The 12,748-nt window shown below is 72.4% G+C and carries 15 protein-coding genes; 11 read left to right on the top strand and 4 right to left on the bottom strand.

Annotated features, from left to right (window positions below; all coding sequences use genetic code 11):
- Nucleotides 1–147: 147 nt before the first annotated feature.
- Nucleotides 148–1,170: a LacI family DNA-binding transcriptional regulator gene (locus EDF18_RS06400; protein ID WP_123546877.1), complete on the top strand. Its 1,023-nt coding sequence runs from the start codon at nt 148–150 to the stop codon at nt 1,168–1,170.
- A gap of 77 nt (nt 1,171–1,247) precedes the next feature.
- Nucleotides 1,248–2,249, top strand: a complete 1,002-nt coding sequence (locus EDF18_RS06395; RefSeq protein WP_123546876.1) for an NAD-dependent epimerase/dehydratase family protein — start codon at nt 1,248–1,250, stop codon at nt 2,247–2,249.
- Nucleotides 2,250–2,396: 147 nt separating this feature from the next.
- Here the strand turns inward: EDF18_RS06395 and EDF18_RS06390 are convergent, their stop codons facing one another.
- From EDF18_RS06390 to EDF18_RS06375, 4 genes are all read right to left on the bottom strand, one after another.
- A complete protein-coding gene (locus EDF18_RS06390; RefSeq protein ID WP_123546875.1) occupies nt 2,397–2,840 on the bottom strand; it encodes a VOC family protein in 444 nt (147 codons plus the stop codon).
- Between the two features lie 247 nt (nt 2,841–3,087).
- Nucleotides 3,088–4,020: an SDR family NAD(P)-dependent oxidoreductase gene (locus EDF18_RS06385; RefSeq protein ID WP_123546874.1), complete on the bottom strand. Its 933-nt coding sequence runs from the start codon at nt 4,018–4,020 to the stop codon at nt 3,088–3,090.
- A gap of 221 nt (nt 4,021–4,241) precedes the next feature.
- Nucleotides 4,242–4,799, bottom strand: a complete 558-nt coding sequence (locus tag EDF18_RS06380) for a TetR/AcrR family transcriptional regulator (RefSeq protein WP_123546873.1) — start codon at nt 4,797–4,799, stop codon at nt 4,242–4,244.
- Nucleotides 4,796–5,383 carry a sugar O-acetyltransferase gene (locus EDF18_RS06375; protein WP_123546872.1) on the bottom strand — a complete coding sequence of 196 codons (588 nt, stop codon included), beginning with the start codon at nt 5,381–5,383 and terminating at the stop codon, nt 4,796–4,798. Before EDF18_RS06375 ends, EDF18_RS06380 begins: the two co-directional genes overlap by 4 nt.
- A gap of 24 nt (nt 5,384–5,407) precedes the next feature.
- On the opposite strand from EDF18_RS06375, the gene EDF18_RS06370 reads away from it, so the two are divergent.
- The 9 genes from EDF18_RS06370 (at nt 5,408) to EDF18_RS06330 (ending at nt 12,668) form a co-directional block, all read left to right on the top strand.
- The gene (locus tag EDF18_RS06370; protein WP_123547341.1) at nt 5,408–5,995 is read left to right on the top strand and encodes a DUF1349 domain-containing protein; all 588 of its coding nucleotides are present in this window, start codon (nt 5,408–5,410) and stop codon (nt 5,993–5,995) included.
- A 98-nt stretch (nt 5,996–6,093) separates the two neighbouring features.
- Nucleotides 6,094–6,432 carry a hypothetical protein gene (locus EDF18_RS06365; RefSeq protein ID WP_123546871.1) on the top strand — a complete coding sequence of 113 codons (339 nt, stop codon included), beginning with the start codon at nt 6,094–6,096 and terminating at the stop codon, nt 6,430–6,432.
- 87 nt (nt 6,433–6,519) lie between these two features.
- On the top strand, nt 6,520–7,554 hold the full coding sequence (locus EDF18_RS06360) for a MerR family transcriptional regulator (RefSeq protein ID WP_123546870.1): 1,035 nt from the start codon (nt 6,520–6,522) through the stop codon (nt 7,552–7,554).
- Nucleotides 7,555–7,920: 366 nt separating this feature from the next.
- On the top strand, nt 7,921–8,856 hold the full coding sequence (locus EDF18_RS06355) for a helix-turn-helix transcriptional regulator (RefSeq protein ID WP_123546869.1): 936 nt from the start codon (nt 7,921–7,923) through the stop codon (nt 8,854–8,856).
- On the top strand, nt 8,853–9,821 hold the full coding sequence (locus EDF18_RS06350; protein ID WP_123546868.1) for an aldo/keto reductase: 969 nt from the start codon (nt 8,853–8,855) through the stop codon (nt 9,819–9,821). The genes EDF18_RS06355 and EDF18_RS06350 overlap by 4 nt, the downstream gene beginning before the upstream one ends.
- Before the next feature lie 81 nt (nt 9,822–9,902).
- Nucleotides 9,903–10,325 carry a VOC family protein gene (locus EDF18_RS06345; protein ID WP_123546867.1) on the top strand — a complete coding sequence of 141 codons (423 nt, stop codon included), beginning with the start codon at nt 9,903–9,905 and terminating at the stop codon, nt 10,323–10,325.
- An 84-nt stretch (nt 10,326–10,409) separates the two neighbouring features.
- Nucleotides 10,410–10,889, top strand: a complete 480-nt coding sequence (locus EDF18_RS06340) for a nucleoside deaminase (protein ID WP_123546866.1) — start codon at nt 10,410–10,412, stop codon at nt 10,887–10,889.
- Between the two features lie 67 nt (nt 10,890–10,956).
- On the top strand, nt 10,957–11,538 hold the full coding sequence (locus EDF18_RS06335) for a TetR/AcrR family transcriptional regulator (protein WP_123546865.1): 582 nt from the start codon (nt 10,957–10,959) through the stop codon (nt 11,536–11,538).
- Between the two features lie 92 nt (nt 11,539–11,630).
- Nucleotides 11,631–12,668 (top strand): medium chain dehydrogenase/reductase family protein, encoded by a 1,038-nt coding sequence (locus EDF18_RS06330; RefSeq protein ID WP_123546864.1) that lies wholly within the window; start codon nt 11,631–11,633, stop codon nt 12,666–12,668.
- Nucleotides 12,669–12,748 lie beyond the last annotated feature (80 nt).

The following is a 12,748-nucleotide window of genomic DNA, read 5'->3' as shown; positions in this document are numbered from 1 at the left end:
AACTGCTGCGGATGCTCCGTCAGAGAGCCCGGCAGGTGCAGCACAGGGCGCTCATCGTCGAGAGCAAAGAGACCGAAACTGGTTTCGGGTGCGAAGTTACACGGGCATGACTTGCTCGTCAATCACTTTGTGAACTATTTTCGGTACATGACCACTGCAGGAGGCGGCAAGGCGGCGACGACGCCCGTCACGCTGGCCGACGTGGCCCGGGCCGCCGGGGTCTCGGTCGCCACGGCCTCGAAGGCCCTGAACAACAGGGCACAGGTGCGGGAGTCGACTCGCGTCAAGGTGCAGGAGGCTGCCGCGGCGCTCTCGTTCACGCCCAACTTCTTCGCGCAGGCGTTGAACTCGGCCCGGACCGGCACGATCGGGATGGTCACGAGCGACCTCGACAACCGTTTCGTGCTGCCCGTCCTGCTCGGCGCCGAGGACGCCTTCGGCTCGGGCTCCTTGTCGGTGCTGCTCGCCGACGCCCGCGACGACGCGCTCCGCGAGCAGCTGCACCTGCAGACGCTGCTGACGCGTCGGGTCGACGGGCTGCTGATCGTGGGGCGCACGACGAACCCGCGTCCGCCCGTCCCGTTGCTCGCGGACGTCCCGGTCGTCTACGTCTACGCCCCCTCCAGCGACCCGGCCGACGCCTCCTTCACCCCCGACAACGTCCAGGCCGGACGGCTCGCCGCCGAGCACCTGATCGAGAAGGGGCGGACTCGCATCGCCCTGGTCAACGGCGAGGCGTCCTACGCTGCGGCGCGCGACCGAGCTGCCGGCGTCCAGCAGGCCCTGACGGCGGCAGGGCTCGAACTGGTCGGCGGGACCTCCCTCTTCGGGCAGTGGGGCGAGGGGTGGGGGCGTGACTGCGCCCGCCTCCTGGTCCGGGGCAGCGAGTCGGTGGACGCCATCATCGGAGGCAGCGACCACATCGCCCGCGGCGTCATCGACACGCTCCGGGACGAGGGGGTCGGCGTCCCCGACGACATCTCCGTGGTCGGCTTCGACAACTGGGACCTGCTCGTCCGCGACTCGCGACCACCGCTCACGAGCGTGGACATGTCGCTCGAGCAGCTCGGACGCGCCGCCGCGCAGCACCTGGTCGACGCCATCGGCGGAGCGCCCTCCCCGGGCATCGTGGCCGGCGCTGTGGACCTCGTCGTCCGGGGTTCCGCCTAGGCGCCTGACCCGTCGTCCGCGCCGGGGCCGCGACGCGCAGACTGGGGTGGTCCTCCTCGAAGAAAGAAGACCCCCCCATGTCAGCGTCGACAGTCCTGTTCATCGGCGGCACCGGCATCATCAGCTCGGCGGCCGCGGCCCGAGCCGTCGAGCTCGGCCACGACCTCACCGTCCTCAACCGCGGGGCGTCGTCGACCCGGCCCACGCCTCCTGGGGTCGAGGTGCTCACGGGGGACGTGTCCGACCCCTCGTCGATCCGCCGGGCCCTCGGCGACCGGTCGTTCGACGTCGTCGTCGACTTCGTCGCGTTCACCCCGGACCAGGTCCAGGCCGACATCGACCTCTTCACCGGTCGGGCCGGCCAGTACGTCTTCATCAGCTCGGCGTCGGCCTACCAGAAGCCCGTCGCCGCGCTGCCGATCCGAGAGTCCTCTCCGCTCCGCAACCCGTTCTGGCAGTACTCCCGGGACAAGATCGCCTGTGAGGACCTCCTCGTCGGCGCCTACCGGGAGAGCGGCTTCCCCGTCACGATCGTCCGCCCCTCGCACACCTACGACCGCACCACGATCCCGGTCACCGGCGGCTGGACCGTCGTCGACCGGATGCGGCGCGGCCTCGAGGTGGTCGTCCCCGGCGACGGGACGTCCCTCTGGACGCTGACCCACCACGCCGACTTCGCCCGCGCCTTCGTCGGGCTGCTCGGCCTGCCGGCCGCCGTCGGCGACGTCTTCCACATCACCTCGGACGAGGCCCTGCCGTGGGACCAGATCTACACGACCCTCGCGGCCGCGGCGGGCGTCGACGACCCGGCGCTGGTGCACGTGGCGAGCGAGAGCGTCGCGGTCGTGGAGCCCGAGTGGGGCCCGGGTCTCCTGGGCGACAAGGCGCACTCGGTCGTGTTCGACAACGCGAAGGTCAAGGCGTTCGTGCCCGGCTGGCAGGCGACGACGTCGTGGGCCACGGGTGCTCGGGAGATCGTCGAGTGGTACGACGCCGCCGCCTCTCGTCGCGAGGCCGACCCGGCCGCGGAGGCGGCCTTCGAGCGCCTCCTGACTGGGGCTCGCGCTTTCGGAGCCTGACCGCGATGTCGCGTCGTGTTCCGCGCCTCATGTCGCGTCACGGCAGGACGCGACGCTCGGAACGTCGCGGCACGGACCGGGGCATGACGTGCCGCGGTGCCCGCTGGCCGGCCGGCCGTGGTCGTGTCGGCGGCGACCGTGCGCAGCTCAGCTGTGGGTCGTGCCCGCGCGCATCTCGTCGACGGTCATCTCCGGGGCGCCGCCGGCTGCCGCCTCCGGGTCCATCCAGACGTAGTCCCAGTGGTGGCCGTCGAGGTCGTCGAAGCTCTTGGAGTACATGAAGCCGTGGTCCTGCTCGCCAGCGGGTGTCGCGCCTGCGGCCAGTGCCTTCTCGTGGATCGAGTCGACCTCTTCCTTGCTGTCGGCGCTGAGGGAGAGCTGGACCTCGGTCGAGGTGGTGGCGTCGATGATCGACTTGCTCGTGAACTCGGCGAAGAACTCGCGGGTCAGCAACATCGCGGTGATCGTGTCGCTGATGACGATGCTCACGGCGTTCTCGTCGCTGAAGCCCTCGTTGACCGAGTAGCCGAGCGACTCGTAGAACGCGCGTGAGCGGGACGGGTCGCTGACGGCCAGGTTGACGAAGATCATGGTGGGCACGGGCGGCGCCTCTCTTCCGGTGGCGGACGTCGGACGCGACCGCTCGCCCCTGATGATGGCGACCCGTCACCACGAGGTCAAGAGCCCGCGAGACTGCCGCCGCTCGACGGTCGTGGTCCCTCGTGCAGGGTCACGGGAGCAGCAGGCTGGGCCCGTGTCCGGCGCGGGCCACGCGGGGGCGGGGCGGGACGGGCCGGGCCGGGCCATCGGAGCCGATCCCGGGAGCGCCGTGGGCTGGTCAGCGCCGGACGGCCTCGAGGGAGAAGTCCCAGAGCTCGTCGGCGGTCGTCGGGTCGAGCGCGGCCGACAGCACGCCGTGGTCCGCGGGCTCGAAGACGACGTCGGCGGGTCGAGCGTCCTCGAAGTACTGCCCGGTGACGCCGTCCACGGTCGGCGAGCCGGCGAGGAGGACCGAGGTCGCGGCGCCCTGCTCGACGGTCTTCCACGTTGCAGCGTCGAAGCGGGCGGTCGTCTCCGGGTCCATCTCGGTGTGCCGGGACAGGGACGTCCGGATGTTGCCGGGGTGCACCGCGTTCACGGCGATCCCGTCCGCGCGCCACCTCGTGGCCGCGCCGACGGCGAAGAGGACGTTCGCCGTCTTCGACTGCCCGTAGGCGGTCCAGCCGTCGTAGGGCCTGCGCTCGAAGCCCACATCGTCCAGGTCGAGGCCGCCGAGTTGGTGTGCGCTGGAGGACAGGACGACGACGCGGGCGGAGGCGCCGGCGGCGAGGCGGTCGTGGAGCCCGAGCGCCAGGGCGAAGTGGCCGAGGTGGTTGGTGCCGAACTGCGCCTCCCAGCCCTGAGGGGTCAGCTGGCGGGCGGGCAGGTTCATGATCCCGGCGTTGGCCACGAGCACGTCGAGCGGCACCTGCCGTCGCTCGACGAACGACTGGACGGAGTCGAGGTCGCTGAGGTCGAGCTGCTGGACGTCCAGCCTGCGGTTGCCGGTCCGTCCCTCGATCTGTGCTCGGACGGCCTCGCCGCGGTCGGTGTCCCGGACGGCGAGCGTGACGCTCGCGCCCGCCGCGGCCAGGGCCCGAGCCGTCTCGACGCCCAGGCCGGAGGACGCCCCGGTCACGACGGCGCTCCTGTCCCGGAGGTCGACGCCGGCGAGCACCTCGTCAGCGGTCGAGGAGGAGCTGAACGCGTCACGGACGCTGTCGGAAGTCATCAGCGTAAAGTACACCCGTTGTCTAAAACCGACCTGGTGGACTGGGTAGCTGGGTGCCTCGACGCGAGCGACGGCCCGCGACCTTCGGTGCGAGGCTCTGCAGGAACGCGAAGTGGCCGCGCAGCGCCTGCGACCCGGCCGGGGTGAGCGTCACCCACGTCCGGGCCTGGCCCTTCGCGCGCTGGACGCGCGGCAACACTGAGAGTTTCCGCATCGGAAAGTCAACCAGGACGCACGATGCGTCCCACGGCCGTCGCCACGACGTCCTCGTCGGCAGGCTCCGGGTCGAGGGCGCGGTGGATCGTGAGGCCCTCGATCAGGGCGTCGAGCAGGCGGGCCGTCTCGGGGTCGAAGTGCTGCTCGAGCGCGGCACGGCTCCGGGCCATCCAGGCCTGGGTGATCGACCGGTACTCGGGGCGTCGCGCCGCGAGGGTGTAGAGCTCGTGGGTGAGGACCAGGTCGCGCTGGCTGCCGACGACGTCGTGGGTGACGATCTCGACCACCGCGCGCCGCGCCTCCTGTGGTGTGAGGTCGCCGGCCAGGCGGCGTCGGAACCGCTCGGCGACGCGGTCCGCGAAGAGCGCGAAGGCCTCGAGGAGGAGCTCGTCCATCCCGTCGAAGTGGTACGTCATGGATCCGAGGGGCACGTCGGCGGCGACCGCCACGCGCCGGTGGGTGGTGCCGTCCACTCCCACCTCGGCGACGACGTCGAGGCACGACTCGAGGATGCGGTCCCGTCGGCCGGGGTCCGCCCGGCGGGGCGACCGGGCAGCGGTCATCCGGTGACGCTCCGGACGACCCTCGCGGGGTTGCCGACCGCGACGACGCCGGCAGGGACGTCGCGGGTCACGACCGCGCCCGCGCCGATGACGCTGTCGTCGCCGATGCTGACGCCCGGGCAGACGATGACCCCGCCGCCCAGCCAGACGTTGTCGCCGATCGTGATCGGCAGGGCCGCCTCGAGCCGGTCGCGTCGCGGCCCCGGCTCGACGGGGTGGGTCGGCGTCAGGAGCTGGACGTTCGGCCCGATCTGGCAGTCCTCGCCGATCGTCACGGCGGCGACGTCGAGGGCCGTGAGGTTGTAGTTGACGAAGGTCCGGGCACCGATGCGGATGTTCTCGCCGTAGTCGACGAACAGCGGCGGCTTCACGAACGCGTCTTCCCCCAACGATCCCAGCAGCTCCTCCAGCAGGGGGCGGGCTGCGCCCTCGTCCTCGACCGCGGCGCGGTGGTAGGCGTCGGCGAGCCGGACGGCGCGCTGGGCGAGCCGGGCGCTCTCGGGGTCGTCGGCGACGTAGAGGTCGCCGGCGAGCATCCGCTCGCGGTTGCTGCGGTCATCGCCCGCGAAGTGGTCCTGTGTCATGTGTACAAGCGTACACTCGGCGTCATGACCGACATCGACTGGAACTCCGGCACCTGGACGACGGCCCCCGCACAGGTGCACGTCGCGTCCGACGGCCTGCACGTGACGGCCGTCGAGGGGAGCGACGCCTGGCGCACCACCTCCTACGGGTTCGTGCACGACACCGAGCACGCGCTGCTCGTCCCGTTCGAGCAGGGCACCGCCCAGGAGGTGACGTTCCGGCTGGACTTCACCGCCCAGTTCGACCAGGCGGGCATCTTCGTCGAGGTCGACGACGAGACCTGGACCAAGGCCGGCGTCGAGCGCAGCGACGGCGAGGAGAGCCTGGGCGCGGTCGTCACGCGCGGCGTGTCCGACTGGTCGCTCTCGCCCGTGCCCGGCTGGCACGGACGGGAGGTCACGATCCGCGCGAGCCGCTCCGGCGACGCGCTCACCGTCCGGGCCCGCGTCGACGACGAGCCGTGGCGGCTCGTCCGGGTGGCGCCGCTCGATCCCGGTGCCCGGGTCTCGGCGGGGCCGATGTGCTGCGCCCCGTCGCGCGGCGACCTCACCGTGCACTTCACCTCGTGGACGACAGGCGAGGCCGACGCGAGCCTGCACCCCGAGAGCTGACGCGAGCCTGCACCCCGAGGGCTGAGGAGGCGGCGAGCCGGGTGCCGGTCGGCTGCAGAGACGGTAGACAGGAGTCCCCGCACACCGACAGGAGCACCATGACCGACCCCGACGAGCTCGGTGGCTCCGCCGCGGATCGCCGTTTCCGCGAAGCACTCCGTGAGGGCCTCGCTGCCGCCGAGCGTGAGAGCCAGGTCGAGGCCGAGGCCGAGAACGGGAGCCTGAGCGAGGGTGGCGGGCACGGCGGTCACGAGGCCGAGGCGCGCGGCCCGGCGACTCGCCGACGTGGTCGTGGCCCCGGTGCGGCCGTGCCTCCCCGGTCCCGCTCCGAGGTGTTCATGGACTGGGCGCCCCTCGCCGTGGCCGTGCTCGCGATCGGGGCCGTGATCGGCATCGCCCTCTACGGGATCAACGGCGGCGACCTCGGCCCCTGGTGAGCGCCGGGACTTGCACCTGACGCGACGTCATGTGGTCTGGTGGGGAACGTCGCACCACCTCCCACGCACCCTCAGGAAGGCCCCGCCGTGTCCTCGTCCTTCATCCCGCCTCGCCAGGTCGCCATCGGCGACGCCGCCTCGTTCGTCGGCACGACGCCGAGGGCGATCCGTCACTACCACTCGCTGGGGCTGCTGCCCGAGCCCGAGCGCGACGGCGGCGGGCGTCGCCGCTACGACTACGACGCCATGATCCGGCTGCTCTGGATCCGCAAGATGACCGACGCGGGCATCGCCCTGGGCGACATCCGTGACGCCTTCGCGGGCGCCTCCGCCGGCGGTCCTGCCGCCCTCGACTCGGTCGACGCCGGAGCTCCGGACCGTGCCGCTGCCGGCCAGGGCGACGTCGCGGACGTGCTCGAGCAGCTGGAGGCGACGCTCGAGGCGAAGGAGGCGGAGCTGCAGCGCCAGCGCGCCGCGGTCCGCCGCATGCGCGCCCTGGGCAGCCGGACCGGCCTGCTCGACGAGTTCGTCTCTCGGCGGCTCACGGGCCTGCCCGAGGGCTCGCTCCGGCAGGACGATCTCGACGCCCTGCTCGTCACCGAGCGGATCTTCGGCCCGCTCGGCGCCGCCGTGCAGGCAGGCCGGTTCGTCGCGCTCGCGACCCGACCGGAGCTCCGCGCAGAGTCCGATCGCGTCGATGCGGCCGAGGCGGCGCTCGACGACACGGTCGCCGTCGACGACCCCCGCGTGGCCGAGGTGGCAGCCGAGCGGCACGCCTTCGAGGGAGTGCTGCTCGCGGTCATCGAGGAGTCCGGTCAGGACTCGGAGGACGACGCGCTCGTCGCGGCCTGGGACGAGCTGCACCCGGAGGGGGCCGACCCTGAGCCCGACACCGACACCGACACCGACACCGACACCGGCGCCGGCGGCAGGGCCGGGTCCGGGTCCGGGTCCGGGTCTGGTGGCCGGCGGAGGTCGCGGAGCCTCGCGGACGCCGTCGGCCTGATGCCCTACGACTTCTCCCCGGCCCGGGCTCGCTGCCTGGAGCTCGCCCTCGAGCTGTCCCTGGCCGACGCCGTGGACGAGTCGAGCACGAGCCCGGAGTTGCACCCCGGTGGGTGAGCCGGCACGACGTGCTCTCGCGAGGGCCAAGCCGAGCCTTCTCCGCCGGTTCACCTGGTCCGTCCCGGGGTGAGAGGCCGCAGATCGACCTCAGGAGGTTCGGTGAGGTCGATTCGAGGCCTCTCACCAGCACAGCGGCGACGAGTTCACGCGCGGTGCCGCCTGCGAGGGGACAGACTGCGGCGCCAGGTGGAGGCACGCCTCGCGCAGGAGGCGCTCGCCGTGGTGCCGCCAACTGGGGCCGACCGCAGTTCGCCGATCCGCAGCTCACAGCGCCGCCCCTCACCGGGCTGCGCCGCCGTCTCTCGTCGGGGGTGCCCCACCGGAGCACCCATCCGGACGCCCCGGCGTCGTACGGTCGAGGCCATGGACAACAAGAGCGAGGTGCGGGACTTCCTCACCACGAGGCGAGCCCGTGTGACACCCGAGCAGGTCGAGCTGCCCGGCGGCCCTGGTCGGCGGGTGCCGGGCCTTCGACGGACCGAGGTGGCGATGCTCGCCGGCGTCAGCGTCGAGTACTACTCGCGGCTCGAACGCGGCGACCTCGGGGGCGTCTCGGAGGCGGTGCTCGAGGCGATCGGCAGCGCGCTGCTCCTCGACGACGCCGAGCGGTCGCACCTGGGCGACCTCGCCCGGGCGGCGAACGAGTCGCCCGTCCGCAGCCGCTCGCGGGCACGCTCGCGGCCGTCGGGCATCTCCCGTGCCCTGCAGCTCGCCCTCGACTCCGTGACGGCCGGCCCGGCCTTCGTCCGGAACGGCCGGATGGACGTGCTCGGCGAGAACGCGCTCTTCCGGGCCCTCTACTCCGACCTGTACGCGCTGCCCGACCGGCCCGTCAACCTGGCCCGCTTCGTGTTCCTGCACCGCGAGCTGGCCGAGGCATTCTACCCGTCGTGGTCGATCGCCGCCGACATCAACGTCGCCATCCTCCGCACCGAGGCGGGCCGCGACCCGCACGACAAGGCACTGCACGACCTCGTCGGCGAGCTCTCGACGCGCAGCGACGAGTTCCGCGCCCGCTGGGGCGCGCACGAGGTGCGGCACCACGCGTCCGGGAACAAGTCGTTCCGGCACCCGGTCGTCGGCGACCTCGAGCTCGTCTACGAGGCCATGGAGCCGATGGGGCAGCAGGGGCTCAACTTCTTGATCTACAGCGCAGAGCCGGGCTCGCCGACCGAGGAGCGCCTCCGCCTCCTCGCCAGCTGGGGCGCGACCCCCGCCAGCCAGGAGGTGCGGGAGACGGGGCTGGCCAGCCGGCACCCGAGGAACGACGACGCGCGACGAGAGGACACCCCACGATGAAGTACGGACGACTCGGCACCACGGGCCTGCGCGTCAGCAGGATCGGCCTCGGCTGCATGAGCTACGGCGACCCCACGCGGGGCCTGCACACCTGGACCCTCGACGAGGAGGCGTCCGCGCCCTTCTTCCGCCAGGCGGTCGAGCTCGGCGTGACGTTCTGGGACACCGCGAACGTCTACCAGCAGGGCACAGGCGAGGAGTTCGTCGGCCGTGCCGTGCGCGAGTACTCGCGGCGCGAGGAGATCGTGCTCGCCACCAAGGTCAGCGGCAAGGTGCACGACGGGCCCGGCGGCTCGGGGCTCTCGCGCGCGGCGATCCTCGAGCAGGTCGACGCGTCGCTGCGGCGCCTCGGCACCGACTACATCGACCTGTACCAGATCCACCGCTTCGACGACGAGACGCCGGTCGAGGAGACGATGGAGGCGCTGCACGACCTCGTGCGCGTCGGCAAGGTCCGGTACACGGGTGCGTCGAGCATGTTCGCGTGGCAGTTCGCGAAGCTGCAGACGGCCGCGGCCGTGCACGGCTGGACGCCGTTCGCGACGATGCAGGACCAGTACAACCTCCTGAAGCGCGAGGAGGAGCGGGAGATGATCCCGCTCTGCGCCGACCTCGGCGTCGGGCTCGTCCCGTACTCGCCGCAGGGCAAGGGGCGGCTGACGAGGCCGCGCGACGTGACGACCGACCGCTCGGCCGTCGACGAGGTCGCGAAGGCGTTCGACACCGACGCCGACGGCCCGATCGTCGACGCCGTCGAGCAGGTCGCCGCCGAGCACGGGGTGTCGATGGCGCAGATAGCGGTGGCCTGGGTGCTCCGGAACCCCGTGGTGTCGGCCCCGATCGTCGGCGCGACCAAGCCGCACCACATGGCCGACGCCGTGGCCGCGCTCGAGGTCGAGCTGACCGACGACGACGTCCGCCGCCTCGAGGAGCACTACGTGCCGCAGGCGCCCTTCTGGTGGTGACCCACGGCGCTCGACCGGCTCGGTCGGCATCCGGGACGTCCGGACCTTGACGGCGGGGATGCCGAGGACGAGGGTGTGCGCATGTCCCTCTTCCTCAGCTGCCCCGTCGCGGACGTCGAGCGCGCGACCGCCTTCTACGCCGCGCTCGGCTGGGACCTGCAGTCGGCGATGTCGGGCCCCGAGTCGTCGTGCTTCGCGATCGCGCCCGAGCAGAACGTGATGCTGACGAGCCGCGCGATGTACGAGAGCGTCGGCGGCGTCGAAGAACTGATCGGCGGGCCCGACACCCCCTCGAAGGTGACCGTCTCGTTCGACCTGCCCAGCCAGGAGGCGGTCGACGAGCTGGTCGAGCGCGCCGCGGCCGCAGGCGGTCGCGTCGGCGACACCGACGACTACCCGTTCATGTACCAGCGCCAGTTCGACGACCTCGACGGCTACCACTATTCGCCGTTCTGGATGAAGCCGGACGCCGACGCCGACGCCGACGCGACCGCTTCCGCGTAGGCGCCCACCGCCTCCTGGAGTGCACGGCCTGCTGGCTGCGGTCTGGCTGGACGCCCCTTCGTGCGCGGGGTGCACTCTCGGGGCATGACCGAACGAGACGACACCTTCACCGCCCTCAGCGTCCAGCGCGCCCAGGAGAACGTGGACGCCGGGGGCAAGCCCTTCGCGTGCCTGCTCGTCCGTGCCGGCGAGGTCGTCGTCGAGGCGAGCAACCACGTCGCCCAGACGGGCGACCCGACCGCGCACGCCGAGATCCTCGCCATCCGCCAGGCCGCCGAGCAGGGCATCACCGACCTGCGCGGCTTCGACGCCTACGTGACGGCGTACCCGTGCCCGATGTGCCTCGGGGCGCTCTACTACGCACAGCCCGACCGGGTGATCTACGCGGTGAGCCGCGAGGAGGAGGGCGAGCACTACGAGGACGGCAACCGCCTGATGAGCCTCGCGACCTTCTACGACGAGTACGCGAAGGCCCCCGAGGACCGAGCCCTGGCGGCCGAGCAGGGGCACGTCGAGGGTGCGACGGCGCCCTTCGCGGACTGGACCTCGCGGCACTCGTCCTGACGCCTCCTCGACGGGTGCGTCGCGACGCCCCTTGACAGCTGCGACATGTAAGTGTTCACTCAGTCACATGTCCCCGACCAGCACAGGCACTGCCGCCGGCGCAGCCCTCCGCTCGACCGCCGAGGCGCAGCGCGCCCGGATCACCTCGGCCGCGGTGCGCGTCTTCGCCGAGAAGGGGTACCACGCGACGCCCGTCGCGGACGTGGCCGCCGCCGCCGCGGTGTCGCCGGCCTACGTGTTCCGGCTCTTCCCAGGCAAGCTCGGGGTGTTCCTCGCGGCCGTGGAGGACACGTACTCGCGAGTGACGGACGCCCTCGTCGAGGCAGGCGAGGCGAGCTCCTCGACCGACCCGGCCGGCCGTCTCGACGCGATGACGGAGGCGTACGTCGCCCTCGTCGAGGACCGCGACCTGATCATGATGCAGTCGCAGGCGCAGAGCGCGAGCGCCGTGCCCGAGATCCGCGCCGCCGTGCGTGACGGTCTCCGCGACGTGGTCCGGGCGGTCGAGCGGGTCTCCGGCGCGGCGCCGGCCGACGTGCAGCGGTTCATCGCGTACGGGCAGCTGTGCCACCTGATCGTCCAGACGGACCTCGCCTCCGTGGGCGACTCGTGGGCCGCCTCGGTGACCGCGGGGATCCGGCACCGGTGACGAGCGCCTCCTGCACCCGTGTTCTTTCTTGTCCGCAGTTGTGACTGACCAGTCAGTAATTCCCCACCACCCACTCGAGAAGAGAGATCACCATGACCGACACCACCGCCACCACCACCCGCGTCGTCCTGCCGGGCGTCGTGCAGCCCTCAGGGCTGCTGATCGAACAGGTCGCGACGCCCGAGCCGGGAGCAGGCGAGCTGCTCGTCACCGTCGAGGCGACCGGCATCTCGTTCGCGGAGCAGGCCATGCGCCGCGGGCGCTACCCCGGGCAGCCGGCGTTCCCCTTCACGCCCGGCTACGACCTCGTCGGGACGGTATCGGCCGTGGGCCCGGGCGGGGACGGCTCGCTCGTCGGCCGCCGCGTCGCCAGCCTCACCAAGACGGGCGGGTGGGCGACCCAGGCGGTCGTGCGCGAGCGCGACTCGGTCGTCGTGCCCGACGGCGTCGCCGCGGAGGACGCCGAGACCGTCACGGTCAACGGGGTGACGGCGTGGCAGATGCTGCACAGGTCGGCGCGGGTGCGGCCCGGCGGGACGGTGCTCGTGTTCGGCGCGAACGGGGGAGTGGGCGGCATCCTGATCCAGCTCGCGCTGCACCACGGCGTGCGCGTGATCGCGGCCGCGTCGCCTCGCCATCACGACCAGCTGAGTCGTGCCGGCGCCGAGCCCGTGGACTACGCCGATCCCGGCCTCGCCGCGAAAGTCCGTGAGCTCGCCCCCGGCGGCGTCGACGCCGTGTTCGACAACATCGGCGGCGAGGTCACGCGCACCGCGTGGACGATGCTCGCGCCCGGCGGCACGCTCGTCGCCTACGCGATCGCCAGCGCGACCGGAGGCACGGGGAGCATCTGGCCGCCGTTCCTCCGGCAGCTCGTCCGCATCGGGGCCTGGAGCGTCCTCCCCAACGGCCGACGGGCGACGTTCTACGACCTGTGGAGCGGGCACTCGCGCACGCCGCGACGGTTCCGCGCCCGTCTCGAGCACGACCTGGGGCAGGTGCTCGAGCTCGTGCGTGACGGCGTCGTGACGGCGAACGTCGCGGCCCTGTTCTCGCTGGAGGCGGTGGTCGAGGCCCTGGAGCTCGCCGAGTCCCGCACGCTCGCCGGCAAGGTCGTCCTGGTGCCGTGAGCTGAGGGGCGGCTGCTGGCCGCGGGCGGCCGGCTGCCGACGGCCGGCGCGGCAGTGTCGGCGGCCGGTGCTACCGTCCG

Origin of the sequence: Frigoribacterium sp. PhB107 (assembly GCF_003751515.1) — a bacterium.
GTDB lineage: Bacteria > Actinomycetota > Actinomycetes > Actinomycetales > Microbacteriaceae > Frigoribacterium.
Note: the sequence above shows the minus strand (reverse complement) of the source record. Positions and strands in the feature narration are given on the sequence as shown.

What these genes read in the sequence shown, in the direction of transcription:
- EDF18_RS06400 (WP_123546877.1), top strand. Translation starts at nt 148, where the DNA reads ATGACCACTGCAGGAGGCGGCAAGGCGGCGACGACGCCCGTCACGCTG.
- EDF18_RS06395 (WP_123546876.1), top strand. Translation starts at nt 1,248, where the DNA reads ATGTCAGCGTCGACAGTCCTGTTCATCGGCGGCACCGGCATCATCAGC.
- EDF18_RS06390 (WP_123546875.1), bottom strand. Translation starts at nt 2,840, where the DNA reads ATGATCTTCGTCAACCTGGCCGTCAGCGACCCGTCCCGCTCACGCGCG.
- EDF18_RS06385 (WP_123546874.1), bottom strand. Translation starts at nt 4,020, where the DNA reads ATGACTTCCGACAGCGTCCGTGACGCGTTCAGCTCCTCCTCGACCGCT.
- EDF18_RS06380 (WP_123546873.1), bottom strand. Translation starts at nt 4,799, where the DNA reads ATGACCGCTGCCCGGTCGCCCCGCCGGGCGGACCCCGGCCGACGGGAC.
- EDF18_RS06375 (WP_123546872.1), bottom strand. Translation starts at nt 5,383, where the DNA reads ATGACACAGGACCACTTCGCGGGCGATGACCGCAGCAACCGCGAGCGG.
- EDF18_RS06370 (WP_123547341.1), top strand. Translation starts at nt 5,408, where the DNA reads ATGACCGACATCGACTGGAACTCCGGCACCTGGACGACGGCCCCCGCA.
- EDF18_RS06365 (WP_123546871.1), top strand. Translation starts at nt 6,094, where the DNA reads ATGACCGACCCCGACGAGCTCGGTGGCTCCGCCGCGGATCGCCGTTTC.
- EDF18_RS06355 (WP_123546869.1), top strand. Translation starts at nt 7,921, where the DNA reads ATGGACAACAAGAGCGAGGTGCGGGACTTCCTCACCACGAGGCGAGCC.
- EDF18_RS06350 (WP_123546868.1), top strand. Translation starts at nt 8,853, where the DNA reads ATGAAGTACGGACGACTCGGCACCACGGGCCTGCGCGTCAGCAGGATC.
- EDF18_RS06345 (WP_123546867.1), top strand. Translation starts at nt 9,903, where the DNA reads ATGTCCCTCTTCCTCAGCTGCCCCGTCGCGGACGTCGAGCGCGCGACC.
- EDF18_RS06340 (WP_123546866.1), top strand. Translation starts at nt 10,410, where the DNA reads ATGACCGAACGAGACGACACCTTCACCGCCCTCAGCGTCCAGCGCGCC.
- EDF18_RS06335 (WP_123546865.1), top strand. Translation starts at nt 10,957, where the DNA reads ATGTCCCCGACCAGCACAGGCACTGCCGCCGGCGCAGCCCTCCGCTCG.
- EDF18_RS06330 (WP_123546864.1), top strand. Translation starts at nt 11,631, where the DNA reads ATGACCGACACCACCGCCACCACCACCCGCGTCGTCCTGCCGGGCGTC.